General features: G+C 32.6%; 22 protein-coding genes. 1 reads left to right on the top strand and 21 read right to left on the bottom strand.

The window, feature by feature from the left end:
- Nucleotides 1-3 precede the first annotated feature (3 nt).
- From AC3IS6_RS01615 to AC3IS6_RS01700, 18 genes are all read right to left on the bottom strand, one after another.
- Nucleotides 4-864, bottom strand: a complete 861-nt coding sequence (locus tag AC3IS6_RS01615) for an SDR family oxidoreductase (RefSeq protein ID WP_489163084.1) — start codon at nt 862-864, stop codon at nt 4-6.
- Nucleotides 865-876: 12 nt separating this feature from the next.
- Complete coding sequence (locus AC3IS6_RS01620; protein WP_395338585.1) at nt 877-1,914, bottom strand: polysaccharide biosynthesis protein; 1,038 nt, start codon at nt 1,912-1,914, stop codon at nt 877-879.
- A gap of 19 nt (nt 1,915-1,933) precedes the next feature.
- Complete coding sequence (locus tag AC3IS6_RS01625; RefSeq protein ID WP_489163086.1) at nt 1,934-3,226, bottom strand: glycosyltransferase family 2 protein; 1,293 nt, start codon at nt 3,224-3,226, stop codon at nt 1,934-1,936.
- A 57-nt stretch (nt 3,227-3,283) separates the two neighbouring features.
- A complete protein-coding gene (locus tag AC3IS6_RS01630) occupies nt 3,284-4,582 on the bottom strand; it encodes an O-antigen polymerase (protein WP_489163088.1) in 1,299 nt (432 codons plus the stop codon).
- Nucleotides 4,579-6,120, bottom strand: a complete 1,542-nt coding sequence (locus AC3IS6_RS01635) for a lipopolysaccharide biosynthesis protein (protein WP_489163090.1) — start codon at nt 6,118-6,120, stop codon at nt 4,579-4,581. The genes AC3IS6_RS01630 and AC3IS6_RS01635 overlap by 4 nt, the downstream gene beginning before the upstream one ends.
- 96 nt (nt 6,121-6,216) lie before the next feature.
- On the bottom strand, nt 6,217-7,509 hold the full coding sequence (locus AC3IS6_RS01640) for a nucleotide sugar dehydrogenase (protein ID WP_489163092.1): 1,293 nt from the start codon (nt 7,507-7,509) through the stop codon (nt 6,217-6,219).
- Between the two features lie 508 nt (nt 7,510-8,017).
- Nucleotides 8,018-9,091: a Wzz/FepE/Etk N-terminal domain-containing protein gene (locus AC3IS6_RS01645; RefSeq protein WP_489163094.1), complete on the bottom strand. Its 1,074-nt coding sequence runs from the start codon at nt 9,089-9,091 to the stop codon at nt 8,018-8,020.
- A gap of 54 nt (nt 9,092-9,145) precedes the next feature.
- Nucleotides 9,146-11,650 carry an SLBB domain-containing protein gene (locus AC3IS6_RS01650; RefSeq protein WP_489163095.1) on the bottom strand — a complete coding sequence of 835 codons (2,505 nt, stop codon included), beginning with the start codon at nt 11,648-11,650 and terminating at the stop codon, nt 9,146-9,148.
- A gap of 46 nt (nt 11,651-11,696) precedes the next feature.
- On the bottom strand, nt 11,697-12,743 hold the full coding sequence (gene rfbB, locus AC3IS6_RS01655) for a dTDP-glucose 4,6-dehydratase (protein ID WP_489163097.1): 1,047 nt from the start codon (nt 12,741-12,743) through the stop codon (nt 11,697-11,699).
- Between the two features lie 12 nt (nt 12,744-12,755).
- Nucleotides 12,756-13,763, bottom strand: a complete 1,008-nt coding sequence (locus AC3IS6_RS01660) for a mannose-1-phosphate guanylyltransferase (RefSeq protein ID WP_489163098.1) — start codon at nt 13,761-13,763, stop codon at nt 12,756-12,758.
- Between the two features lie 26 nt (nt 13,764-13,789).
- Nucleotides 13,790-15,094: a nucleotide sugar dehydrogenase gene (locus AC3IS6_RS01665; protein ID WP_489163099.1), complete on the bottom strand. Its 1,305-nt coding sequence runs from the start codon at nt 15,092-15,094 to the stop codon at nt 13,790-13,792.
- 275 nt (nt 15,095-15,369) lie between these two features.
- On the bottom strand, nt 15,370-15,834 hold the full coding sequence (locus AC3IS6_RS01670; protein ID WP_489163101.1) for a UpxY family transcription antiterminator: 465 nt from the start codon (nt 15,832-15,834) through the stop codon (nt 15,370-15,372).
- 82 nt (nt 15,835-15,916) lie between these two features.
- Nucleotides 15,917-17,308: a UDP-glucose 6-dehydrogenase gene (locus tag AC3IS6_RS01675; RefSeq protein WP_489163103.1), complete on the bottom strand. Its 1,392-nt coding sequence runs from the start codon at nt 17,306-17,308 to the stop codon at nt 15,917-15,919.
- Between the two features lie 29 nt (nt 17,309-17,337).
- Nucleotides 17,338-18,321: an SDR family oxidoreductase gene (locus AC3IS6_RS01680; RefSeq protein WP_489163105.1), complete on the bottom strand. Its 984-nt coding sequence runs from the start codon at nt 18,319-18,321 to the stop codon at nt 17,338-17,340.
- Nucleotides 18,322-18,331: 10 nt separating this feature from the next.
- Nucleotides 18,332-20,773: an exopolysaccharide transport family protein gene (locus AC3IS6_RS01685; RefSeq protein WP_489163106.1), complete on the bottom strand. Its 2,442-nt coding sequence runs from the start codon at nt 20,771-20,773 to the stop codon at nt 18,332-18,334.
- Between the two features lie 15 nt (nt 20,774-20,788).
- Nucleotides 20,789-21,583 (bottom strand): polysaccharide biosynthesis/export family protein, encoded by a 795-nt coding sequence (locus tag AC3IS6_RS01690; protein ID WP_489163108.1) that lies wholly within the window; start codon nt 21,581-21,583, stop codon nt 20,789-20,791.
- Between the two features lie 70 nt (nt 21,584-21,653).
- Nucleotides 21,654-22,274: a recombination mediator RecR gene (gene recR, locus AC3IS6_RS01695; protein WP_489163110.1), complete on the bottom strand. Its 621-nt coding sequence runs from the start codon at nt 22,272-22,274 to the stop codon at nt 21,654-21,656.
- A gap of 86 nt (nt 22,275-22,360) precedes the next feature.
- Nucleotides 22,361-22,726: a CoA-binding protein gene (locus AC3IS6_RS01700; protein WP_489163111.1), complete on the bottom strand. Its 366-nt coding sequence runs from the start codon at nt 22,724-22,726 to the stop codon at nt 22,361-22,363.
- A gap of 153 nt (nt 22,727-22,879) precedes the next feature.
- Here AC3IS6_RS01700 and AC3IS6_RS01705 point away from each other — a divergent pair, with 153 nt between their 5' ends.
- Nucleotides 22,880-23,509: a MarC family protein gene (locus tag AC3IS6_RS01705; RefSeq protein WP_173967247.1), complete on the top strand. Its 630-nt coding sequence runs from the start codon at nt 22,880-22,882 to the stop codon at nt 23,507-23,509.
- 77 nt (nt 23,510-23,586) lie between these two features.
- On the opposite strand, the gene ctlX is transcribed toward AC3IS6_RS01705, so the two are convergent.
- The 3 genes from ctlX to AC3IS6_RS01720 form a co-directional block, all read right to left on the bottom strand.
- Nucleotides 23,587-24,522: a citrulline utilization hydrolase CtlX gene (gene ctlX, locus AC3IS6_RS01710; protein WP_489163113.1), complete on the bottom strand. Its 936-nt coding sequence runs from the start codon at nt 24,520-24,522 to the stop codon at nt 23,587-23,589.
- Nucleotides 24,523-24,592: 70 nt separating this feature from the next.
- Nucleotides 24,593-25,507, bottom strand: coding sequence for a dimethylarginine dimethylaminohydrolase family protein (locus tag AC3IS6_RS01715; protein WP_489163115.1), 915 nt, complete (start codon nt 25,505-25,507; stop codon nt 24,593-24,595).
- Between the two features lie 64 nt (nt 25,508-25,571).
- Nucleotides 25,572-26,849, bottom strand: coding sequence for a citrate synthase (locus AC3IS6_RS01720; RefSeq protein ID WP_173967244.1), 1,278 nt, complete (start codon nt 26,847-26,849; stop codon nt 25,572-25,574).
- Nucleotides 26,850-26,868: the final 19 nt, after the last annotated feature.

The raw sequence follows: 26,868 nt of genomic DNA on the forward strand, positions 1-26,868 counted from the left end.
TATTTAATTAAATATGTTATAATGCGGATACATATCTTTATGATTTTTAATCCATTCAGCTAGTTCAGCAATCATGGTTTCATAATCCGGAATTAAGTAATTAAATTCGTAATTTGTACGAATAAGTGATTTGTCGGCTAATATTCCTTCAACAGGATTTATTTTTAAAGAATCATCTTTAAAATAATGGTTAAAAAGATTTAAAAGTTCAAATTTAGAAATAGAATGATCTGGCACAGCGTTATAGAGTCCGTGTGCTTTTTCTAAAACTGCTTTTTCAATAGTTTTAGCTAGCTGAAGTGTTGTCTGGCCAGTCCAAATAGACTTTGTATAACCATTAACTTCACCGCTTTGATTCATAAACCAGTTTAAAAGCCCAATACCTTTTAAATTAATATCCGGTCCTACAATTGAATTTCTTAATGTAAGATTCTTTGAATCAACAAGTTCTCCCAGAGCCTTAGATCTGTCATAAAAAGTTTCTCCATCACAAAACGAATCTTCGGTATAACTACCTTCCTTACCAGAAAAAACGCAGTCTGTACTCATATGAATGATTTGTGTTTCTGTATCGGCAGTTATCTTTGCTAAAAAATGAGGCAAATAAGAATTTATAAACGAAGCAGAAGCCTTATCGTTCTCTGCAAATTGATTTAACATTCCGAGGCAGTTAACAACGGCATCAAATTTATTCTCTTTAATAAGTTTTTTTAGTAATTCAGTATCAAAAGCATCTCCAACTATACTATCCACAAATTTTGATTTTGTTCTGGCAAAACCAAGCACTGAATGACCTTGTTCTTTTAAATATAAAGATATTATATGGCCTGCCATGCCATTGCAACCTAAAATAAAAAAATTCATATCAATTTATTTCTATTTGTTAAGTCTTTCTCTAATATAATCAATTGAGAGTAATTTACTTTTTACCTGCTCAATATTTAAAAGCTCAGTATTGTTACTATTGAATTCTGTCAATAAGTTTCTTTCTGTGTCTCCGTCAACAAAATACTTCGCATAATTTAGATCACGATTATCAGACGGAACTCTGTAAAAATTGCCCATATCAACGGCATGAGCGCATTCTTCATTGGTTAAAAGCGTTTCATACATCTTTTCACCATGACGAATTCCGATAGTCTTAATATTCTTCTTATCATAATCAAACAATTCGCAAACAGCTTCTGCAAGGACTCTAATTGTACAAGCAGGTGCTTTTTGTACAAGTACATCCCCTGTTGTACCATTTTCAAAAGCAAAAAGAACAAGATCAATTGCTTCATCAAGTGACATAATAAAACGAGTCATTGAAGATTCTGTCAATGTAATAGGCTGATTATTTCGAATTTGATCAATCCATAAAGGAATAACAGAGCCACGTGAAGCAATGACATTACCATATCTAGTACAACAAATTTTTATTTTATCAGGGCTAACAGTACGAGACTTTGCAACAATTACTTTCTCCATCATTGCTTTGGAAGTTCCCATAGAATTAACCGGATAAGCTGCTTTGTCAGTTGATAAACATATTACAGTTTCTACTTCTGCTTCAATAGCTGCAGTAAGGACATTATCTGTACCTATAACATTTGTTTTTACGGCTTCTAAAGGGAAAAATTCACAAGATGGAACTTGTTTCAAAGCAGCCGCATGAAAGATATAATCCACACCATGCATTGCATTTTTTAGACTCGCTAAATCTCTAACATCACCTATGTAATATTTTATCTTATGTGCAGTTTCGGGCATTTTAGATTGAAACTCATGACGCATATCATCTTGCTTTTTTTCGTCACGAGAAAAAATACGGATCTCTCCAATATCAGTGTGAAGAAAACGAGATAATACTGTATTTCCGAACGACCCTGTACCACCGGTAATTAACAGGGTTTTATTTGTAAATAATGACATATTTTTAATTAAATAATTATTATATTTTAGGAAGATCCTCTAATTTATATTTCTTACTTCTTATTAGTACTTGTCTGGTATTCTTCACAAGTAAAAGAATAGTTTTAAAAGAAAATCTATTGTAAAAATTGTAAACAAAATTAGTCGCAAGGGATGCGTCAAAAATATTTTTAATTCCCAATTCTGTACCTTCAAATCTAATAGAATTGGTAATCACAAATCCAAAAACTTCATCTTTTACATAGACTTTTCGTTTCGTAGTAGTTGATAATTTATTGAATAAATCTAATAAATTATGTTGTATGGCAATTTCTCTTAATATTTTTAACTCTCTAGTCAAAACTTCATTTTCAAATGTCCCTCCTTCAATTAATTTAAATGACGCACGAATTAATCCTTCATAAGAAATCGGATCAAATTTACCCGGCCAGCCAGGCAAATCTTGTGCAGTTAGTAAATAATCTGCTGTCATTAAAGTAACTAATGGTGAATATTCTTGAGAAGCCAACTGCGGATGCATTTTCTTCTGGATATTATCCTTGAAGAATTGCTGAGCTTCTTCTTTTGATTTTGTGTCAGTTCTTTGATAGTTTCTTCCCTGAGACTTAACCGTAGTTCCGCCTATGGATAACGGTTCAGATGTAAAAGCATAATCTTCAACTTCCCCAGCAAGGACAACACCAGAAAACCCATCCGGAGTAGCGCAATAATAAAAACTATTATCACTAGTTCGGGACTTTACTTTGTCAATCAATGCCGTTGAAACAACTGCTTTCATGAATAACATTGGACACTCATCAATTTGATATAAAAATGTACGCGATATTTTGTTTAGAAAATTTGCTGAATTAATAAACTCTATTCCTGCATTTTTTTTTCTTTTAACATAGAATATATTTTTACCATTCTCATGATCAGGATAAGTAAATCCAGCTGGAGTCCATGTTAATAATTCTCTTTTTGTACTCAATAAAATCTCATACATACGCCATATACATCCTGGCACAAGCGCGTCATCACCTCCTAAAGCCATTACATACCCGTCTTTAACTTGTCTCAGCGCAAATTCAAAATTCTCTCTCATACCCAAATGTTGCTCATGGGCAAATAACTTAATACGGGAGTCTTTTTTTATTAATTCACGAACCACCTCAACAGAATTATCTTCACTCCAATCATCTGAAATAATTATTTCAAAGTTAGGATAATCTTGTATCATGCAAGTTTTTAAAGTATGTATCAAATATTCAGCCCTATCTTTTTGGGGTATTATAACTGTAAATAAAGGATAATCTATATTTTTATTGTTCATCACGAAAATTCAAAAACTATTAATTATTTAATAAGATCAATATATTTGACATAAAAACTATACTAAGTTTTTTCTCTGTCTTTTAAGGCTATAAGCATAAACTACTCTAAAAAAAAGGAATGCAAAAAAATATACGATCAACTGTAAGTTTCCTCCAACATCAGAAAAAGGATACAATTTCATTCCTCCTAACATACAAAGACTCATCACAAAATGAAGAAGAATCAACTGATGGAAAAGGATTACATTGTTCCGAACGATTGTTTTATTCAAAATAAATATTATAAAGAATATAAAGATAAAGGGAGCTATAAAAGGACCAAAATCTAAAGTAAAATCACCTACAAAACCGATAAATACCTCGTCGTTTATTTGTAAATTAGGGTATTTAGACCTTCTTTCCCAAAAATTATCGGGTACATTTTCAAATCCTAACATTTTTTTAAAAAGTGGAAAAGTTCGATCTCCATATCTTATGCCTCCATTGTCTAGTCCATAGTTATTAAAATACAAGTTTTCCTGTCCCGCATAAAAAAACACAGATGATTCAGAACCAGCGTCACTATCTCCGAAACGACTTACTGTTAACGCAATTATCGGAATAGATGTAGCTATTAAAAAAGTAATTCCAATATTCCTAATTATCTTATTTACCTTTGGTTCATAAAACTTTCGAAGTGCAAAATAAGTAATAACCATAGAAAGCATTATTTCTAAAATTGGTCCCCTTTGCCCCATAGTTATATTACTTAAAATACTTATTATACAAGATATAAACAGCCCAATCAAAATAAACTTATTGCGATCTTTTAAAGTCAAATAATAAAAAAACAATAAAATACCGAAGTTGCCATATGCGTTAGAAATAATTGACGAAAGATTTGATATACTCCCATCACCAAGAGAGGTACTTTCGGCCATAGCTTCATTATATAAATCTTGCCCCCCTGCAGAATCTAGCAATAATCTAACAATACTTACTGCAAAATTAGAAATGATATCTGGAACCTGCATTAGTGAAGCTATAATAAACACAATACATACTAAATTCAGAAATATAGCAGGTGGTTTCTGAATTTTATCTATTTTATTATAATCGTATCTTAGAATGGGAGAAAACGCCAGCATTAACATCAGAAACAAATAAATAAAAGGAAAAATTTCTATACTATTGAATTTATAATAAGGGTTGTTATACAAACACAACGACATAATTGCATAAAATAGATAAGAAAATAAAAGTACACTTCCGGCATCAAAACTTTTCTTTCTTCTCTGGTATAAGATAATTGTCGTAATCCAACCTAAAATAAAAAGGACAATATTTATATTACTTAAAATTTTTTCTATTGTCATTGTTTACCAATTTTTCTCTTAAAGTAGATCAACAACTTCTTCATGTCTTCTTTCTCTGCTTTAGACAAACCAAACATCAAAACCAAAGAAACTACACATACTAAAGAAAGGGCAAAAGTTGCTGGTAATCTCACTAATACACTAATACTACTTCTAGATAGCAAAAAAATAAAGAAAGAAGAAAATAATGTTATGAACAAAGCGGGCAATAAAAATGATTTAAAATATTCAGAATACCTAAAATATTTATAGAACTTTTTAAGACAAATTAATCTAATACCGTGTGAAGCAACTGCAGCCATAATCATTACTACGTAAGTTGAATATGCTGGAAAACCCAGTTTAAACAATAAATATGTTACTGGCACACACAAAAGAGTAAAAATTTCTACAGGAACATGATATTCTTTAACACGACCTATAGCTTGAATAATTATTGAGATAGGATTATTCAATGACATTATTAATGTGTAAATCAAAATAAGCCTAGAAAATAATACGGTTTGAAAATCTGTCTTATTTAACCAAAAAAGCAAAACAGAATTCATTTCAAAAAAAAGCGGGAGAGAAACAATCAACAAGCCATAATAAATAACTTTATTACTCAGATTAAAAATTTTGTTCAAGTATAAATATGACTCTTCTGCATATGATTTTATCATTTGCGGTCTGAGTGCCATTAAAAAACTTGCTGTTAATGAACTCAATGCAAAATTAAACTGAAAAGATATTGCTCTTGCAGCATTAAACAGTGGGCCAAAAAACACATTAATTAAAATCGTAGTAACCTGTGACATCCCAACACCTGCCAAAGAGCCAAACAATGACCAGCCTGAAAAAGTAATTAATTCTCTAAATAAAGTCTTCTCCGTTTGTTTCTTATAACGACATTCGTCATATTTAAAGTAGCCTACTACTATATATGACATCATAACTAAAAAAGAAATTGAAAAAAGACCAGCTCCATAAACGATAAGTCTGTCTTTTGGAACTACAAAAATTAGTAGTGCTGCACCAAACTTTAACAAACATTCTGCAGTACTAATGATTGTAAATATTCCCATATCTTCACGGGCTATTACTGCTGCAGAATACGGTACTTGTAGAAAAGTAAAAATAAATGAAAAAATCGAGAATTGATAAATCCAATTTGCTGCAACGCTCCGATCAACAGGGATAACTAAATAATTATTAACAAACCACAAACCTAATGTCTCACCAAAAATGATAACAATAAATGATAGTATAAAATAAATATTGACACTTGTTGAAAAAATATTCCGTAATCGATCTAATTTATTTTCACCAATAGTAGCTGAATAATATCTTTGAGTAGCCGTTGAAAGCACACTTGATAAACTAATAAGCATAGTAACTACTCCGGCAACGACATCATTAATTCCATAATCAACAGCTCCAAGAGCTTTCAATACAACTCGCACTGTATATAAATTAATAATCATCACAATTATCATTCTTGTATATAAAAGAATGGAATTTTTTGCGATACGATTACTATTTAGAGCATTATTCTGCATTTATTTTTTTACTTTTTTATTTTGTTATGATAACATCAGAAATACAGTCTTGTGAAAAGAAATCATTTTTTTTAAAACTAAGAATCCTTGATTACATTATAATCTTGCATCTACCAAACCTCTATCAAGAAATGATTTAGTATCATAAATCACGGAATAACTTGAGCTCTTAAGTTCATTGTAATCGATTAATGAGAATTCGTTATGAGATACAGCTAAAACAATAGCATCATACTTTGAATTTAAATTCTCTAAAAGTTTAATTCCATACTCATTTTCAACTTCTACTTTATCCGCATGCGGGTCATAAACATCCACTTGCATACCAAACTGAACAAGTTCATTGTAAATATCAATAACTCTAGAATTACGAATATCAGAACAATTTTCTTTAAATGTAATTCCTAAAATAAGAACTCGGGACATACTAATAGTTTGATTTTTAGCAATCAGTAGTTTTACCAACTTATTTGCTACAAATACCCCCATATAATCATTAACACGTCGACCTGACAAAATAACTTGAGGATGATACCCTAAGCTTTCAGCCTTATGTGATAGATAATAAGGATCAACACCTATACAATGTCCGCCAACTAAACCTGGCTTATATTTTAGAAAATTCCATTTGGTTGCTGCTGCATCAATTACATCATTGGTATCAATATCCATTCGATCAAAAATTAATGCCAGTTCATTTACAAATGAAATATTTATATCTCTTTGAGCATTTTCAATGGCTTTTGAAGCTTCAGCAATTTTTATACTCTTTGCTTTGTGAGTTCCTGCAGTAATAATACTGCCATACAACGCATCTACTTTATCTGCAATTTCAGGAGTAGAACCAGAAGTCACCTTCATTATCTTTGTCAAAGTATTTACTTTATCCCCAGGATTGATTCTCTCAGGAGAATATCCGCAAAAAAAATCGTAATTATATTTTAAACCTGAATGCTTTTCTAAAACGGGAACACAATCTTCTTCAGTACAACCGGGATAAACTGTAGACTCGTAAATTACAATATCATCCTTTTTAATAATCTCACCTAACATCTTTGAGGCCATTAACAACGGATTCAAATCCGGAGCTTTATATTTGTTAATAGGTGTTGGTACGGTTACAATAAATATATTACTAGCCTTCAAATCATTCTTTTCAGAAGAAAAAGTAAGTCCAACATTCTCCGATGTCTTTGCCAAATCAACTGCGAAATTTAATTCTTTATTATCAGCTTCATTCGTACGATCCTTACCTGATTTAAGCTCCTCGATTCTAGAACTATCTATATCAAAACCCAGAACTTTAAATTTTTTTCCAAACTCAATTGCAAGTGGTAATCCCACATAACCTAATCCTATTATCGCTATTCTAATCTCTGATGAATTCATTTTAATAAAGTTGTAATTTATTTAATATCAAACTTACTGCGTCAAAACTATATTATTTACTATTTTAATACGATTTCGTACAAATAATCTAAGCTTAAAAACAAAAAACTTATAAGCTTAAAAAAATATTTGCTGTGGGTCACGACTATCTATTAAATTTTCTACTTAAATTTGATTTATTATACTGTAAAAACTTATCCTTTTAAAATGTACAAATTCAATTTTAAAAAAGGAATCATTGTAACCTACAATAAGATAGAAATTAAAAATTTCTATGCACTATCTAGTTTATGAATCTTAGTCCAAAAAAGATTACATTTAGGTAGTACTTTCTTATAATTATTTATTCAATATCTCAATTACCTAAATCAAAAAAAAAGTAAAAGAGAATACTTACTAATATTAATCATTCTCTAGTTAAACATTCTCCCGAATGTTTAAAAAAATCATAATACTATTATCTAAAATCAAAAAGTCTTACAAGTGATTTAATCATACCGCATGCGTATTAGCTATTCAACTCGTTTGACATCTTCTTAAACAACAACCACAAAACAACTAGAAACCCAGCAAGCATCCCTCCAAATACAAATCCTTTTACTTTACCTAGCTTATCATTCTTTAAAGGCAAAATAGGTCTATCTATAATTTGAATTAAAGGGGTCTCTTTTCGCAAAGTAACTTTAGCTAATTCTGATTGTTTAACTAACTCCGTCAGAACGGCGGTATTAGCCTGAACATCAACCTGTTTTCTAACAGATGGTGCTCTACGCACATTAAGTGCTGGGTTCAAATTAAAAGTATTATCATTAGCAATTGCGACGCCAGAAATTGCCCGATTTAACTCCGATCTAACGGAGTCAACTTGGTGCTCTAAAATTTCCATGTTCATTCGGGCTTTTTTGCTTTTAGTAGTAACATAAAACTTTCCAACCTGTTTTGCTAAAGCTTCACAAAAGAACATAGAGAATAATTCACTATCTGAGGCCATATCCATTGTTATAATAGAGATTTTTTTATCTTTTTGAGCAACGGACAAAGAGTTCTTAGATAAATCTTTATAAATCTCCCCCAATATACTATCATGAACACGTGTAAAATATTTACGTTTAGTTTCTGGCAAAAACTGTATACTCTTGAATTTAGGGTTATCGGTCCACTTATCTCTCCAATCCTTATTTTGTATATACATTTCAGCTAAAGATATCACTTTACCATTCACCGTAACCGGTGTTAATAAAGTCTCTTCAACCATAGTACGAGATTTAAATAATTCAGTCAAATTGGCATTGGTAAAAATGCTACCACCACCAGTTCCTAAATCTATACCAAAAGAGCTCGCTAGCCCCAAAGCTCCCCCAAATCCACCTCCAGATTTTTCATCTTCTAATGCAAATGTTAATGTTGCAGTATAAATAGGTTTTCGAACAATTGAGTAAGTTAATCCTAAAACGGCACCAACAATACCTGCTAACATGATAATTCTCCACTTGCTCAACAAATAGATTGAAAATACCTTAATCTTTTGAAAAAGCTCTTTTAAAGAAATTTCATCATTACTTTGCTCTTCATAGTCACTCATAAAACACTAAATGTTTAATTTATATATAAATATGTAAAAAATCTAATTTCTATATTATCTAAATGCTGTAGCAATTAATATTGCCAAACTCGTCAATATACTTCCGATACTTACCCACTCCCCAGTTGTCATTTTTCTTGTTTCTGGTTTTTCCGGAACTACGATTTGAGAATCTGGTTCCACTTTAGGATATGATCTAAAAAATAGAAATGAACCAGTTACAGCGGCTTTACCATTAGGATAAATAATATATGCCTTTTTCTTCCATCCTTTGTTATCAACACCACCAACAGAATTTAAATAATATTTAAATCCTTTTCCGCTTCTATATGGAATTTCAGAAGTTAACAGTACATTTCCTGTTACTTTAACCCCTTCATTATATACAGCTACTTCAATTTCATCTCCAGGAAACAATGTAACATTTGAATAGTGATTTTTATCCTTAACTATTTTCTCCCAGTTCACAGGTATAGTAGCAAATTTTAACTCGTCTCTAAGCTTTTTAGATAATTTAGAACTAAGGGTATCTTTTTGTTTTAAGTTCATACCTTCTTGTTTAGCTTTCATACCTTCTTCCTCAGCAGTCAGTTTTTTATCCAAATTAAGATTAACACTTTCCAGACGTTCAATCTGTTCTTCTTTTATTGGTCTTTTAATTTTCATACCATCCAAGTTAGCAATTGATGTCAATCCTCCTGCTCTCATTACAACATTATAAACAGTTTCTTTTTTATTAGCCAAAACATATTTTCCCGGATATGTAACAGCTCCACTAACCTTTACCATTTCTGGTTTTTCATAAACTGCCATTTTTCGAATATTAATAACATCAAATGGTTTTAACACGAAATTCTTAATTTGTTCATTATTATTAGCGGTAATTTCAAGTTCTACCAATTCAATTCTTTTTGGGTCTGCATCATCAATTACATCAGACTTAACCATCCTTGCAATTTCAACCCTTTTTGATGCTGAACCTGTCAAACCACCAACCTGAACTACTAAATCATTTAAAGTTAGATTTTCAAAATACTCATATTCACCTGGATTTTTAACTTCTCCATCAATTGTTACTTTATACTCTTCTCTAAACTCTAAAATAGAATATACTGTAATAATATCTTCTCTTTTCAATTCTAAATCAGCATTTAAATCACCTGACAAAGCTGCACTTAAATCTACATTTACAATTTCTGTTGTTAAATCTGTTTTTAAGCGAATAATTCTTGCTCTTTTTGTATACGCATCTTCTTTTAGTCCTTCAGCTCTAGTGATAAGATCCGAAATTCTCATTCCTTCATTATACGAATAGTAATCAGGTCTAAAAACTGCCCCTTCAATTTTAATACGATTTTCGAATCTGTTTAGGATTTTCGTCACTTTAAACACGTCTCCTGACTGTGGAATATAAGACCCGTATTCACTTTCATTGATATCATGAACCTTAAACTCTTTACCCGTTTTCTGAAGTACATTTACAGAAGCAGTATAAGCAAATTCATTAAATCCAGATGCAAAAGTTAAAAGATCAGAAAACTTTTCACCTTTTTTCATTTCAAAAATTCCTGGTCTCTTTACCTCGCCTTCAACTATCACTCTTTGAGTATAAGCAGGAATTCTAATGACATCATTATCCTTCAAACTAACATTATCAGACTGGTCCCCTTTTACTAAAAACTTGTAGATATCTACATTTTTATAAACTTTGTTATTTCGGATTAATTCGATATTTCTGTAACTACCATTTTTACCAGGCCCACCCGCCAAATGCAACGCATTATAAACAGAAGCAAGAGATGAAACAGAATAATTACCTGGTTGTTTTCCTCCAACTATAGTTACTTTTATTGTTCTTATATCACTTAGACTAACACTAACTTGTGATTGTCCGGATCTAACTGTACTATAAACTCGCGCAATTGCAGCTTTAATTTTTTGCGAAGCTGCTTCAATGGACATTCCCGCTACCGTAATTTGACCAACATTCTGAATTGTAATTTTCCCTTCAAAATTTACTGGAACAGTATCATCGAATTGCTGAATACCATATACACTAACTTCTAACTTATCACCAGGTCCCAAAACATAATTTATTGGTGTAGCCATTTTCAAATCTGGCTCAAAATTTAAAGTTGGATTGTCAAATAGTTCGGATCCAAAAATTAAAGCGTTTAATGAATCTTTTACTTTATTATTATTAATTTTTTCTTGTTTTCTTCCAAACTCAAAATCTTTATCTTCTATTTTTGTTTTTTTGTCTTTACCTTTATCCTTTAAAACATCTTTAGAATTTTTCTTTTCAAATTCAGTAAGCTTAATTTTTAATTTATTAAACTCAGTCTGACTCATCCCTTTTGATAACGCTATTGACTCCACCTGGTCAATTGTTGCATTATTACTTTTTAACTGTGCACTAATTTTAGCTAAATCATCATCAGACAAGTAGTCTACCTTAACTGAACCTAAATCTTTTGACTTTAAAATATCTTGAGCTTTTGCATTAAAAGATACTAATAAAGCAAAGAATAGAGTAAGAACGTATATTATCTTTTTCATATTTAAATTATAATTTGACCTGTTGTTTTAAGAGGTTATTTCTTGTTTAAGAGTATTGTTTTTGATAGTAATCTTTATAAGAGCCTGAAGTTACATTATGTAACCACTCTTCATTATCTAGGTACCAGTTAATCGTTTTTTCCAGGCCTTCTTCAAAAGTAACAGATGGTGCCCATCCTAATTCTTTATTTATTTTTGAAGCATCAATCGCATAACGCAAATCATGTCCAGGTCTGTCTTTCACATATGTGATCAGTTCTTGCGAAGCTCCTTCATTTCTACCTAATTTCTGATCCATAATTTGGCACAATAACTTTACTAAATCTATGTTCTTCCATTCGTTAAAACCTCCAATATTGTAGGTTTCATGATTTTTTCCTTCATGAAAAACTAAATCTATAGCAATCGCGTGATCTTCAACAAAAAGCCAATCACGTGTATAATTACCATCACCATAAACAGGTAGTGGCTTATTGTTTATGATATTATTTATAAACAGTGGAATTAACTTTTCAGGAAAATGATACGACCCGTAATTATTCGAGCAATTCGTCAAAACGTACGGCAGACCATAAGTTTCCCCGTAGGCTCTTACGAAATGATCAGAACTCGCCTTAGAGGCCGAATATGGCGAATTAGGATCGTATGATGTCGTTTCAGTAAAAAGTCCCTCAGCTCCCAGTGAACCGTAAACTTCATCAGTACTGATATGATAAAACCGTTTATCTTCAAAATTATCTTTCCATTGATTTTTCGCAGCGTTTAACAAATTCATTGTTCCAATCACATTTGTTTTCACAAAAGCTAACGGGTCTTCAATAGAACGATCGACATGTGACTCTGCAGCTAAATGCAAAACACCATCAAAACTATGAATCGAAAAAAACTCATTTATAAAATTTTCATCTACAATATCTCCTTTTATAAATGTATAATTAGACTTATCCTCAATATCTTTAATATTTTCAAGATTCCCAGCATAAGTCAAAGCATCTAAATTAAAGATCTGATATTCCGGATATTTATTCACAAAACGTCTTACTACGTGTGAACCAATAAAACCAGCACCGCCTGTTATAAGAATTTTCTTCATTTTATTTTTCAATTAATTTAATAATTCTGAATTTTGTCTTTCTAACTCACAATACAAATCTTTTACGTTTTGTGAATTTTCTTTTTGCAAAATTAAATTAGCAGTATCCGTATATACAAAAATTGTATTTCTCAATCCTAAGAATGCCGTAAATTTTTCGGTACCAATAACCATGTTTCCATTATCATCTATAAAATGACCTCTTGAAACTAAATAGTCATAAACTGACTCAAATGACCCCAAGTCTGACCATGAAAATGCAGCAGGAACTACCTTTATTTTCTTACTGCGTTCCATCACAGCATAGTCGATACTTATTGATGGGATTTCTAATGATAAATCTAAATCTAAAAAACCTTCTTTACTAGCTTCCCAAACATTCTTAGACTTTTCAAAAACATCGGGTTGATATTGTTGCAGTTCCTCTAATAAAACTCCCGCTTTAAAACAAAACATACCACTATTCCATAAAAAATTACCTCTTGCAATGAAATTTTTAGCTGTTGTCTCATTTGGCTTTTCACGAAATGAGACTACTTCATCACCTTTTGATTCAATATAGCCATACCCTGTTTCAGGCTTTGTTGGAATAATCCCAAAAGTTACTATAAAACCTTCTTTTGCTTTTATAATAGCTTCATTTATAGCCTTATTGTAATCTTCCATCTTTTCAATAATATGATCAGAAGGTGTTACAATTAAAACATCATCGGGATCAGAAGCAAATGCAGCAAAAGCAATTGCAGCGGCAGTATTACGAGGAGTTGCTTCAACAATATTAACATAAGCCTTTCTAGACTTCTTCATCACTATCGCACTTAGGAATTGATTATCAGCATTCCCAATCACCATAACTTTATCAGCTAGATGACTATTACGATCAACGGTCATTTCAAATAAAGACTTCCCTTCAAACATCTCCAAATATTGTTTCGGTTGACTTTTTCGAGATAATGGCCACAACCTACTACCAACTCCACCAGTCAAAATTACATGTATGATCGAATTATTTATTCCCATTTTTTTTAAATAAAAAAACCTTTACACTATAGTGTATTATCCGCTAAAGTACCTAAGACCCCTTTTATATCATATAATAAGCTATTTTCTTTTTTTAATTTTGAAAAATCTAAATTTAAAAATTCATCATGGGCTACTCCAAGTACAACCGCATCAAATCTTTCTTTTGGTACAAAATTAATAGTCTCTAATTGATATTCTTTCTTAACTTCTTCTATACTAGCCAAAGGATCGAATAATACAACATTTATTCCATATTCTTTTAAAGCGCTTATTACATCAACTATCTTCGTATTTCTAACATCGGGACAGTTTTCTTTAAAAGTAATTCCAAGCATCAAAAGACTAGATCCATTAACCGAAATCCCTTTTCTAATCATCAATTTTACTACTTGAGAAGCAACATATTCTCCCATACTGTCATTCAAACGCCGTCCTGCTAAAATTATTTCAGGATGATATCCAAATTCTTGAGCCCTTTGTGCCAAATAATAAGGATCAACACCTATACAATGTCCTCCAACTAATCCTGGTTTAAATGGTAAGAAATTCCATTTTGTCGAAGCGGCAGCCAATACTTCCTGCGTATTAATATTCATTAAATTGAATATTTTAGCCAATTCGTTTACAAAAGCTATATTAATATCTCGCTGAGAATTCTCTATAACTTTAGCTGCTTCCGCAACTTTTATCGAAGATGCTAAATGAGTCCCTGCCGTAATAACAGAATTATATAGCGCATCTACTTTTTTACCAACTTCTGGAGTTGATCCTGAAGTCACTTTGAGAATCTTCTCTACCGTATGTTCTTTATCACCGGGATTTATTCTTTCAGGTGAATACCCAGCAAAAAAATCTTCATTAAATTTTAAACCTGAAATTTTTTCCAAAACTGGAATACAATATTCTTCTGTTACGCCAGGATAAACAGTAGATTCATAAATCACCACATCACCTTTTTTCAAAACTTTACCAACTGTTTCACTCGATTTATACAATGGAGTTAGATCTGGGCGGTTATTTTTATCAACTGGAGTAGGAACTGTTACTACAAAATAATTACAATCTTCTATATCATTAATTGAGGTAGTACAATATAATCCAATCTCTGAGTTAGACGTATCAACCAAAACTCTTTGTAAAGTCTCGTCATCTACTTCCAATGTTGTGTCAGTACCTGATTTTAAAGACGCTACCCTTCTTTCATTTATATCTAAACCAATGACTGCATATTTCGTAGCAAACAGCCTTGCCAAAGGCAAACCAACATAACCCAAGCCAATAACGGCTATTTTTATATCTTCATTCAACTTGTATTCTTTTTTATCCATTTATCTCGTATCAGTTCACGGCTCCGCCGTTCTGAGTCACATTTTTTCTGACACAGATACCCTAAAATCATTTTCGGCAAATATAGCATAATAAGTCAATTTAATCAATACGGTTTCCCGTAATACTTAAAAAATAGACTATTAAAAAAAAAAACTCAATAACCCCCTCTCAATCAGTATGCAAAAAACCACATTACAAAAAAACAGAAGAATAAAATCTTAAACTAAAGATTTTATTCTTCTGTTTTAACTGAAATCGTTAAACTATAACTAAATTATTTGTATTTTATTTTAAGTACACAACCCAAAGATTCTAAAACCAATATATAATGTGTTTTTGAAACCTCCTGAACTATCGCTTCCTGATTACTAAAAACTCCTGCTTCTATTTTTATCCGATCTCCAGCCTGAATTGATGTCACAGATATATCACTTATATTTGGAGCCCTAAGACTTGCTTTTATACTGTTAATTTCTTCATCACGAACAATTGCAGGCTTACTCAGCCAAAACAAATAGCGCAATACTCCCGCTATCTGAAAAACGGAATTACGATCAACATCTTTCAATTGAACAAATACGTATGAATTGAAAAGAGGAACTTCAACTTTCTTCTTTCTATCTGACCATTCTTTCACCTTAGTAACTATGGGGCAATAACATTCAATACCTATCTGACTCAGTCTGTCTGCAACTTTCTTCTCCCATTTAGGTTTTGTATAAACAACATACCAATTCATAATTTTCCCTTATAATGAATAAAATTTCCAACACCCACACCCTCTTCTTTAATATCAAATTTTACTTCAATAGCATTTTCAATTAGGAACCTATCCCATTATAAATAAAACCAATTGACTCCAGCTTTTTTGCGTTTAAGATATTTCTTCCATCAAAAAGAAAAGCCGGCTTGTGCATTGAATCATATATTCTTTGCCAGTCGTAAGTACTAAACTCATCCCATTCTGTTAAAACAGCTATTGCATGAGCATCTTTACAAGCATCATAAGCGTTATCAAATGTTACAACTTTGGCTTTATTTTCTTCCACCGACCTCGTTTCTAAATAATTTAAATCACTCTGCATTTTATTTCCCGAAACTTTAGGATCATAAACCGCTATACTTGCCTGTTCATTAATCAAATCATCTGCCACATAAATCGCCGCAGATTCTCTGGTATCATTTGTATCTTTTTTGAATGCCCAGCCCAAAAAGGTAATCTTTTTATCCGCAACAGTGTTATACAGAGTCTGAACAATTTTATTAGAAAATCTTTTCTTTTGATGATCATTCATTATAATCACCTGCTCCCAATAATCGGCAACTTCGTTCAAACCATACGATTTTGCTATATATACTAAATTGAGAATATCTTTTTGGAAACAAGAACCTCCAAAACCAACTGATGCTTTTAAAAATTTAGATCCTATTCTGCTATCCATTCCAATAGCACGAGCAACCTCATTAACATCAGCACCCGTTTTTTCGCACAATTCAGACATGGCATTTATAGACGAAATACGTTGTGCTAAAAAAGCGTTCGCTGTTAATTTAGACAATTCCGATGACCAGACATTGGTCGTTAAAATTTTATCTTTACTTACCCAATTTGCATAAACATCAACTAAAGCATTTATCGCCACTTCGCCTTCCGGTGTTGTATCACCTCCGATCAGGATTCGGTCAGGATTTAACAAATCAGTAACAGCGGTTCCTTCGGCCAGAAATTCTGGATTTGATAAAATCTGAAACTGTACTCCATTTCCGGTATTATCCAAAATACTTTTTATTGCTTCGGCCGTACGCACTGGCAAAGTCGATTTCTCAACAACAATTTTATTTTGTTTCGCTACTTTTGCGATTTGTCTGGCACACAATTCAATATATTTTAAATCGGCGGCCATACCTTTCCCTTTTCCGTAGGTTTTAGTTGGTGTATTTACAGAAATAAAGATTACCTGAGCCTCATCAATCGCCTTTTCTACTTCTGTTGAAAAGAAAAGATTCCTTCCTCTTGCCTCAGCTACTATTTCCGAAAGTCCCGGTTCGTAAATCGGAATATTATTCGTATCAGGATCGTTCCAGTCTTTAATTCTTTGCTCGTTCAAATCGACAACAGTCACTTGAATATGTGGACATTTTTGAGCAATTACTGCCATTGTTGGACCTCCAACATAACCTGCGCCAATGCAACAAATCTTTGTAATTTTCATTTACTTTACTATTATCTTGATCCTTGTTTTTATTTTAAATTATTCCAATACCAGTTTACAGCCTCTTTTAAACCATCTTGTAAAGAGTATTTTGGATCATACCCTAATACACTCTTCGCTTTGTCGATACTTGCTAATGAATGCGGAATATCTCCTGCTCTGTTGGGTCCGTAAACAACTTCTACATCAGCAATTTTTGAATCAAATTCACTCAAATATTCTTTTAAATATCCTATCAAATCATTCAAAGAATTTCGATCCCCAAAGGCTGTATTATAAACCTTATTAATTGCAGCAGGATTTTGGCTCGTCATTGCCAGTTCGTTCATCTGAATTACATTATCGATATAAGTAAAATCACGAGAATAATTCCCTAAGCCATTAATCACTGGGCTTTCATATTTCATTAGCTGCATGACAAATTTTGGAATTACAGCTGCGTAGGCCCCATTAGGATCCTGTTTTCTTCCAAAAACATTGAAATATCGCAATCCGATAGTTTCTAATCCATACGTCTTACTAAAAATCTCTGCATACAATTCATTTACATATTTTGTGATAGCGTAGGGAGACAGAGGCTTCCCTATAACTTCTTCAACCTTTGGTAATCCTTGAGAATCCCCATACGTTGATGAACTAGCCGCATATATAAATCTTTTAACTTTTGCATCACGGGCAGCTACTAACACATTTAAAAAACCAGAAACATTTACGTCATTTGTCGTAATAGGATCATTGATTGATCTTGAAACTGATCCCAAAGCAGCCTGATGCAAAACATAATCAACTCCTTCAGCTGCCAAAACACAATCGGTTATATTTCGGATATCTCCTTCAATTAATTTAAAATTAGCGTTCGAAATAAGATCCTTTAAATTATGATAATGACCCGTTGAAAAATTATCTAGACAAACTACTTTATGACCAAGTCCTAAAAAATACTCAGACAAATTCGATCCAATAAATCCTGCACCACCAGTAATCAAAATTGTATATTGTTTTGATGTATCCATTTACTTCGAATTATTTTTTATTGAATTTCTTCACAATACTGTCCCAAAAATTTACTTTCACTTCCTCATCATGGTAACCATTTGCATAAGCGCCATAACCATAGCCATAAGCTGCGCCGTATTTCGCTTTATTCTCATAACCATTTAAAACAATACTAGCATTATTCAGCTCGCCTCTTTTAACTCTGGTATTCAGCAAAGTGATCATATCCTTCTTGGTATAATTCTGCCTTACTATGTACAGAGTCACATCTGCAAATTGTGCTAGCTCTAATGCATCCGAAACCAACCCAACCGGAGGTGTATCCAAAATAATATAATCATATTTTTGTTTCAGTTCCAGAATCAATTCCTTCATTGCGTCACTTAAAATAAGTTCCGAAGGATTTGGCGGAATTGGACCTGAGAGTATAACGTCCAAATTTGGAATCTGCGTCTGGTTTGTAATTTCATTTAAACTATTTTGTTTAATGAGATAATTAACAACACCTATTTGATTTTTTAAATTAAATTCATCTGCTAATCTGGGTTTTCTCAAATCCAAACCAAGAATTACAGTTTTCTTTTCACTTAAAGCAAATACTGTAGCAATATTTATTGAACAAAATGTTTTTCCTTCCCCACTTATCGAAGAAGTAATCATTAAAGTTTTTGAACCACTTACCTGTTGCTTTTTATACAAAAACTGCAACGAAGAACGAATAGCCCTAAACGCTTCAGACAAAGCCGATTTTGGTTTGTCAAAAACTGCCAAACTCAATGAATCTTTGTTTATCCCAATAATTCCAATTAATGGTATTTGCGTCAATTTGCTAACATCTTCAGTATTCTGAATCGAGTTGTTTACAAAGAAAATCCCAAAAACAAACAACAACGGAATTAATGTCCCCAAGAACAAGGCCAACACATAATTCACAGAAGTTTTGGGACCAATTAATCCACCTCCAATATCTTTGGCAGGATCAATAAAATGAATGTCCGATAAATTTGATGCTTTTACAATTTCAGCTTCATTTCTTTTCTTCAGAAACTCAGTATAGATATTATCACTTAGATCATATTTTCTTTGAATCTTCAATAACTCTTGTTGTTCTTCCGGAAGTTTTTTTACCGTACTTTCTGCCTGACCTATTTTAGCATTTACCATAGCTAAATCCGTCAATAACGAGCCTTTTGCAGAAGCTATATTCTCTAACAAAACACTTTTTATAGCTTGCATCTGATTGTCAAAATCTTTAAAAATCTTATCGCTTTTTACTGCATAAGCCATTTCTGATCTTTGTGTTGAAAGTGCAATAAGCTTTGAAACACTTACAACAACATTCGGATCTTCAATCCCTGCTACCGTAGGGGCCGGTAATCTTGAATAATCTGTGCTATTATTAAGATACGATTTTAAAGAATTATAATAGGCAATTTTCCTCGTGACCTGATCTTTTTCAACATCAAAATCCATTATTTTATCCGAAACCTTAGCTCCTCCTCCTTCGATTTCATAGATATTTTTATCTTTTCTGAACGATTTCAACTCATTGCCTGTTTGCTTCAATTGCATTTCCATAGCAATAAGAGTACTATCGATAAATCGGATGGTATTTGTCGCAAACTGATTTTTCCCGTCAAGCTGAATTTTGATTAACATTTTTACTGTCGAATTCAAATATTCAACCATTCTGGCTTTATTCGTCCCTTGCATTCCAAGAGTCAGGATTGAACCGCCTTTATCATCAGAATCAACACTTACTCCTCTATAACGTGATACTGTTCCGTCAAAATCATTAAATCGAACGAAATACTCGTTTCCGGTATAAAAACCCGGATTATCATTTATCTGTAAACTCCAATTTAAGAAAGGAAGTTCAACTTGTTCTCCTACTTTGCATCTTCTTGTATATTCTTTGGGCTGAATAGCAGTATTACTATAAGCATTATCGGAGTAAGTAATTAATGATGCCGAATTACCTTCAAACGGAATTCTAATTTCATATTCATTCGGACTCAAAAACTTAATACCAATCAATGTATTAGCAAGCTGTCCTTTTGTTTTGTCAATTTTCACATAAAAAGGAACCGCACCATAAGAGTCAACTAAATTGTATTTTCCCTGAACAAGATAATCGATATAAAACTGTAATTTATCTACAACTAACTCGTTGTGTGATCTAGATTGTATGACCGTTGTTATTCCATTTACCTGATCTGAAACGCCACCCCAATTAAAAACTAAACTTGTATTGGATGTAAAAAAAGGGTTTCTTTCTTCCTTAATTGAAACCATAGTCTGCATTCCGTAAATTTTTTCTTTACGAATGTTTACCTGATACGCGATAGCAAAAGCAACTATCAAACTGATTAAGAACAATTTCCAATAACTGGCTATTTTCAGCAAGAATCCTTTAAAATCAAAATTTGAGTGATTTTCAAAAATGGAAAAATCTTTTATATCTAACATCTTTTGAATTTATTTTTAGTTTTTAAGCAATAAAAACACTGTTGTTGCCAAAGACAAAACCGCAATAATTGTTGTGATAGACTCTATCCCGGTTTTTCCTGTTCCCCAAGATTTTTGTTTGACTGGTTTTACATAAATATAATCGTTAGGCTGCAGATAATAATAAGGCGATTTCATCACGTTTATATCCGTCAGATCTATATCTTGCATTTGCACACCCGTTGGGGATTGACGAATTACAGTTACCGCTTTTCTATTACCTGTAATGGTGATATCTCCTGCGTTTGCAATAGCTTCCATAATATTTACATGCCCCTGAAACAGCGTTTTAGTTCCGGTGCTTCCTACTTCTCCATTTATCGTATATCTAAAACCTGCTAATTTCACCGTAACAAAAATATTAGCTTCACTTTTAAAATATTCTTCCAATAATTTCTTTTCAATTCGAACACGAACCTCGTCAAGAGTGTAGCCAATAACATTAATTTCTCCTAAAACCGGCATTCTGATATTACCATGATCATCAACAGTAAATCCATTGAAATATAAACCAGATTCTGATTTCCCAGCTCCTGAAGAAGCATTATCAGTTGTATTAAAAATCGAAACTAACTTAGGATCAATTGCTTTTATATCAATACTCAAAACATCGTTTACTTGTAATCTGTAAGGCTTAGACTCCACAGCAGCAATATTACTCTGTTCTCCGGAGTTATTTTTATCCTGCAAATAAACCATGTCTTTAACAGGAATACAAGATGTAAATAGTATACTAATTAGTAGCAGGATATAAAAGCCGTTTTTTGTCATTAGTGAAATTTTATCGCAAATATAGTTTTTCCTTTAATCTTCAGAAAATCTAAGCGTTATTTGAGCTTATTTAGTTGTTTTTGAAAGTTTTTTCGAATGGAACCCGATGCAAAATACTTCGTCCAAGCGTAATTTCGTCTGCATACTCCAATTCATCCCCTACCGAAATTCCTCTAGCAATTGTAGAAATTATGATTTCTGATTCAGCAATTTGTTTATAAATATAAAAATTAGTTGTATCTCCTTCCATTGTTGAGCTGAGTGCGAAGATGATCTCTACAACTTTGCCGGCTTTTACTTTTTCAACCAGACTTGAAATATTTAACTGACTGGGACCAACTCCTTCAATTGGAGAAATTTTCCCTCCCAACACATGATAAACTCCCTTATACTGGCCCGTATTTTCAATCGCCATAACGTCACGAATATCCTCAACAACACAAATCGTTTGATGATTACGTGATACATTGGCACAAATTTCGCAGACTTTTGTATCTGAAATATTATGGCAATTTTCACAGAATTTAATATTCTCACGCATATTTAATAGTGCCTGCGACAAAAAGCCAGTTTGTTCTCTAGGTTGTTTCAACAAATGCAATACTAATCGCAATGCCGTACGCTTACCTATTCCAGGTAACTGAGACATTTCGCTAACTGCTTTTTCTATTAATTTTGATGAAAATTCCATGACGACAAAAGTAATACATTAATACTTCTTTTCAGATCCTATTAAAATTGAGTTTTCTATCTTTTTAAAGGTCAAAAACAAAAAGATTAATATTGATTTGTAGCCAATAAAACCAAAGTACAGGCTACTTCCCTCTTAATATTATTCAATTCTAACAATTGATAAAATTCCGGATTTTCTGTACCGGGATTAAAAACAACTCTTTTGGGCTGTGCTTCTATAATGTAATTGTAATAGTCACGCTGACGGGCAGGATTCAAATACAAAGTTACAGTATCAATATTTTTCACAGGGATTGTTTTCGTATGTATCTTCACACCGGCAACTTCACCTGTATTCTGACCAATTGCCAAAACAGTATGTCCTTTTTCAACTAACATATTTATAGCTCTGAAAGCGTAGCGTTCCGGTTTTGTAGTAGCACCAAGAACAAGGGTTTTCTTATTTTTCATTATTTTTAAATATACTGCAAAAGTAATCAAAAAGAATGAGCTTATTTCTAGGTTATCGATTTAGAATTAACTGTAATAAAAAACAATATCCGTGTACGATTTTATCCTGAAGTTTCAAAAAATGTCTATTTTTACGGCACTAACCTAAACACTATGGATTTATTCATTTATTTATTTGCAGCTCTCTTTTCTGTCTTGAACCCGATCGGAACGGTCCCCATTTTTGTGGGTTTAACACAACATGATTCTCAAAAAGAACGTTCACGGATTTCTCTTTGGACCGCGATAAATGTTGGAATCATTTTACTGGTTTCTTATTTTATCGGTCAGTATGTTTTAACTTTTTTCGGAATTAGTATTGATGCTTTACGAATTGCAGGCGGAATTGTAATTGTAAATTCTGGTTTTTCTTTACTTTCAGGAAAATTCAATAAAAAACGAGGAATCAATAAAAAAATTGAAACTGATGCACAACAAAGAAACGACATCGCTTTAACGCCGCTGGCAATACCAATGCTTGCCGGCCCGGGATCGATGTCTTTATTAATTGCCTTTTATCAGGAACATCACGGAATAAATGAAATTATAATTTCATGCTCAGCTATCTTGGCAATTGCATTTACTATTTTCGCTATCCTTAAAAGCGCCCATTATTTAGCCAGAATACTTGGTGCTTCAGGAATTGTAGCCATATCACGAATTGTTGGTTTTATCGTAATTTCAATTGGAATTCAATACATCGTTAGTTCTATCATCAATATCGTTAAAGGAAATCTGATGTAAGACCTACTTTACAACATCTAACAGAAAGGGGATAAAACAATGTTTTATCCCCTTTTTATATATTTAAAAGTTTTATTCTAACTTCTCGGCAAAAACACTTCAGCCATCATACATCTGGCACTTCCACCTCCGCAAGCCTCAATAGTATCTAAACTCGAACTTAAAATTTCAGCATGATTTTCTAACTGTGCAATTTGTTTTGGAGTCAGGCTCTGATGTGCAGATGCGCTCATCACAATATACTTCTTGTCATCTGCCCCTCGAACTTCAAGCATGTTACCCGCAAAATTATTGACTTGTGCCTCTGTAATCAGGATAACTTCCTTTTTGTCTGCTTTTAGATTTTCAAGAACCATTTTACGTTCTTTTTTGTCATCAATACAATCTGCACAGATAACAGCAAAAGTTTCACCCAAACACATCATTACATTCGTATGATAAATCAATTTACGTTCTCCATCAACAGTTTGAAAAGCTTCAAAAATAACAGGGGCATAATCAAAATCTTCACAGAATTCAATAAACAGCTCTTCGTCAGCACGAGGAGACAAAGCACAATATGCTTTTCCATTTGCACGATCTAACAGTAAACTTCCGGTTCCCTCTAAGAAAAAACCATCTTCTTCTGCCGATGTATAATCGACTATATTAGCAATTTCGAAGCCTTTCTCTTCAAGTGTATCCAGAATATCTTCACGACGTTCCTGACGACGATTTTCTGCAAACATTGGATACAAAGCTACATCTCCATTTTCATGAAATGAAATCCAGTTATTTGGAAAAATACTGTCTGGGGTATCTGTTTCCATCGTATCCTCAACAACAGTAACATCTACTCCAACTGCTCTAAGCTTCTCAACAAAGTCATCAAATTCCTGCTGTGCTTTTGCGTTTACTGTACTCGGCAAAAGTCCGTCCAATACCTTTTGGTAATAATTGTTCACTGCCGTTTGCTCATTCATTCTGAAAGCAACTGGCCGAATCATTACAATTGCATTTGTAGTTTGTTTCATTTTATATCTTTTTTTATTTCAAGTTTCAGATTTCATGTTAATTAAACATGCAACCTGAAACTCGAAACTCTTAATCTCTTATTAATGGCAAAGTCGAACATCTCAACAATCCTTCTTGTTTTGCAATTTCTGCGTATGGAATTTCTTCCACAATAAAACCATTAGAACGTAACCAATTGTTCAAACGGGTAAAATTTTTCTCAGAAACCACTACATTTTCATCAATCGAAAATACATTTGAGAACATATTGTACATCTCATTCCTTTCAATATGAAATAAATTTTCCATTCCGAAAAGGTTCACCAAATACAAATAATCAGCTTCTTCACGAAAACCCCTCTTATAAATAATCCCTTTATCTTTTCCAACAGGCTGAAAACAACAATCCAAATGCAAAGCATTGTCACGAGCTTCCAATTTAGATTTCACTAAATCGAACTCTTTGACAATTTTATTAGGAAACAATTCTTTTATAAAATCTACACCATGCATATTCGTTCTTGCTGTAATGTAATCTTTATAATCACTCCCTTTATATGTTCCAATAAAAACATGATCGTTCCACAACATAACATCTCCTCCTTCAATATGAACTTCCTCTGGCGGACGAACCACTTTTAAAGGATCCATCTGATCTATTATATACTGAATCGCATCCAACTCACGTTCTCTGTCCGGTAGGATATTTGATTTTACAAAAGTATCATCAATCACAAAACCAATATCCCTCGCAAAAATTTGATTGTAATTTTCAATCATTTCAGGACGATACACTTTTACATCATATTTTTGAAAAACAGCATTAAAAGCATCCATTTCGGCAACCATATCTTTTTCGACAGGATAAGTCCCTGCTTTAATATGTTCCAACGATTTAGGATCATAAGCTTCCTCTAAAGTTGGAGTTGGCCCATTATGAACTGCAGAACCCAAAACTACTGCTCGCAGCCTTGACGTTTCGTTCTTTATATTTAATTGCAACATAACTATATTGTATTTTGAGCAAAGATAAAAAAAGCTTCACAGTTAAGTGAAGCTTTAATTTTTTTTATTTGTTTGACTTAAACTCTCTCAACGGGTGTCCAGTGTAAATTTGTCTTGGTCGGCCAATTGGCTCCTTGTTCTCACGCATTTCTTTCCATTGCGCGATCCAGCCTGGTAATCTTCCGATAGCAAACATTACAGTAAACATATCTGTTGGGATCCCTAATGCTCTGTAGATAATTCCAGAATAGAAGTCAACATTTGGATATAAATTTCTTGATTTGAAGTACTCATCTTCAAGAGCTGCTGCCTCTAATTTTTTAGCAATTTCCAAAATCGGATCTTCAACACCTAAAGTATCCATTACTTCTTTAGCTGCTTTTTTGATGATTTTTGCTCTCGGATCGAAGCTTTTGTAAACTCTATGACCAAATCCCATTAAACGGAAAGGATCGTTTTTATCTTTTGCTTTTGCTAAGAATTTTTCAGTATCTCCACCATCTTTGTTGATTTCTTCCAACATTTCAAGTACTGCCTGATTTGCACCTCCGTGTAGAGGCCCCCAAAGCGCAGAAACTCCTGCAGAAATAGAAGCAAATAAACCAGCGTGAGATGAACCTACCATTCTTACTGTAGACGTAGAACAATTTTGTTCGTGATCTGCATGAAGAATAAACAATTTATCTAATGCATCAATTACGATAGGACTAGCAGAGTAAGGCCCTGTAGGCAATTTAAACATTAATTGCATGAAATTTTCAACGTAACCAGTTGTATTATCATAATAATTCAACGGATACCCCATAGTCTTTCTATAAGTCCATGTTGCGATTACAAGAAACTTACCCATTGTTTTACAAATGGCTTCGTACATTTCTTTCTCGTTTTCAACATTTACCGCTTTTGGATTAAATGCCGTTAAAGCACTAGTCAAAGCAGATAAAACTCCCATTGGGTGGGCTGTTTTTGGAAAACCATCAATGATATTTTTCATTTCTTCGTTTACCAAAGTATGTTTTTTGATACCATTTTCAAATTGCTCTAATTCCTTAGCTGTTGGCAATTCTCCAAAAATTAAAAGATAAGACACTTCTAAGAAGCTTGCTTTTTCAGCAACATCTTCAATTGAATATCCTCTGTAACGCAAAATACCTAATTCTCCATCTAAGAAAGTAATTTCACTCTTACAAGAACCCGAATTCTTATATCCAGGGTCTAAGGTAATAATACCTGTTAAATCACGTAATTTGTTAATATCGATAGCTGATTCATTTTCACTCCCCGTGATTACCGGAAGTTCAATTTTTTGACCATCTACTTCTAATGTAGCTATTTTTGACATAATATATCGGAAATAAATC

It is taken from the genome of Flavobacterium sp. KH_035, from assembly GCF_057839565.1.

What these genes read in the sequence shown, in the direction of transcription:
- AC3IS6_RS01615 (WP_489163084.1), bottom strand. Translation starts at nt 864, where the DNA reads ATGAATTTTTTTATTTTAGGTTGCAATGGCATGGCAGGCCATATAATA.
- AC3IS6_RS01620 (WP_395338585.1), bottom strand. Translation starts at nt 1,914, where the DNA reads ATGTCATTATTTACAAATAAAACCCTGTTAATTACCGGTGGTACAGGG.
- AC3IS6_RS01625 (WP_489163086.1), bottom strand. Translation starts at nt 3,226, where the DNA reads ATGAACAATAAAAATATAGATTATCCTTTATTTACAGTTATAATACCC.
- AC3IS6_RS01630 (WP_489163088.1), bottom strand. Translation starts at nt 4,582, where the DNA reads ATGACAATAGAAAAAATTTTAAGTAATATAAATATTGTCCTTTTTATT.
- AC3IS6_RS01635 (WP_489163090.1), bottom strand. Translation starts at nt 6,120, where the DNA reads ATGCAGAATAATGCTCTAAATAGTAATCGTATCGCAAAAAATTCCATT.
- AC3IS6_RS01640 (WP_489163092.1), bottom strand. Translation starts at nt 7,509, where the DNA reads ATGAATTCATCAGAGATTAGAATAGCGATAATAGGATTAGGTTATGTG.
- AC3IS6_RS01645 (WP_489163094.1), bottom strand. Translation starts at nt 9,091, where the DNA reads ATGAGTGACTATGAAGAGCAAAGTAATGATGAAATTTCTTTAAAAGAG.
- AC3IS6_RS01650 (WP_489163095.1), bottom strand. Translation starts at nt 11,650, where the DNA reads ATGAAAAAGATAATATACGTTCTTACTCTATTCTTTGCTTTATTAGTA.
- rfbB (WP_489163097.1), bottom strand. Translation starts at nt 12,743, where the DNA reads ATGAAGAAAATTCTTATAACAGGCGGTGCTGGTTTTATTGGTTCACAC.
- AC3IS6_RS01660 (WP_489163098.1), bottom strand. Translation starts at nt 13,763, where the DNA reads ATGGGAATAAATAATTCGATCATACATGTAATTTTGACTGGTGGAGTT.
- AC3IS6_RS01665 (WP_489163099.1), bottom strand. Translation starts at nt 15,094, where the DNA reads ATGGATAAAAAAGAATACAAGTTGAATGAAGATATAAAAATAGCCGTT.
- AC3IS6_RS01670 (WP_489163101.1), bottom strand. Translation starts at nt 15,834, where the DNA reads ATGAATTGGTATGTTGTTTATACAAAACCTAAATGGGAGAAGAAAGTT.
- AC3IS6_RS01675 (WP_489163103.1), bottom strand. Translation starts at nt 17,308, where the DNA reads ATGAAAATTACAAAGATTTGTTGCATTGGCGCAGGTTATGTTGGAGGT.
- AC3IS6_RS01680 (WP_489163105.1), bottom strand. Translation starts at nt 18,321, where the DNA reads ATGGATACATCAAAACAATATACAATTTTGATTACTGGTGGTGCAGGA.
- AC3IS6_RS01685 (WP_489163106.1), bottom strand. Translation starts at nt 20,773, where the DNA reads ATGTTAGATATAAAAGATTTTTCCATTTTTGAAAATCACTCAAATTTT.
- AC3IS6_RS01690 (WP_489163108.1), bottom strand. Translation starts at nt 21,583, where the DNA reads ATGACAAAAAACGGCTTTTATATCCTGCTACTAATTAGTATACTATTT.
- recR (WP_489163110.1), bottom strand. Translation starts at nt 22,274, where the DNA reads ATGGAATTTTCATCAAAATTAATAGAAAAAGCAGTTAGCGAAATGTCT.
- AC3IS6_RS01700 (WP_489163111.1), bottom strand. Translation starts at nt 22,726, where the DNA reads ATGAAAAATAAGAAAACCCTTGTTCTTGGTGCTACTACAAAACCGGAA.
- AC3IS6_RS01705 (WP_173967247.1), top strand. Translation starts at nt 22,880, where the DNA reads ATGGATTTATTCATTTATTTATTTGCAGCTCTCTTTTCTGTCTTGAAC.
- ctlX (WP_489163113.1), bottom strand. Translation starts at nt 24,522, where the DNA reads ATGAAACAAACTACAAATGCAATTGTAATGATTCGGCCAGTTGCTTTC.
- AC3IS6_RS01715 (WP_489163115.1), bottom strand. Translation starts at nt 25,507, where the DNA reads ATGTTGCAATTAAATATAAAGAACGAAACGTCAAGGCTGCGAGCAGTA.
- AC3IS6_RS01720 (WP_173967244.1), bottom strand. Translation starts at nt 26,849, where the DNA reads ATGTCAAAAATAGCTACATTAGAAGTAGATGGTCAAAAAATTGAACTT.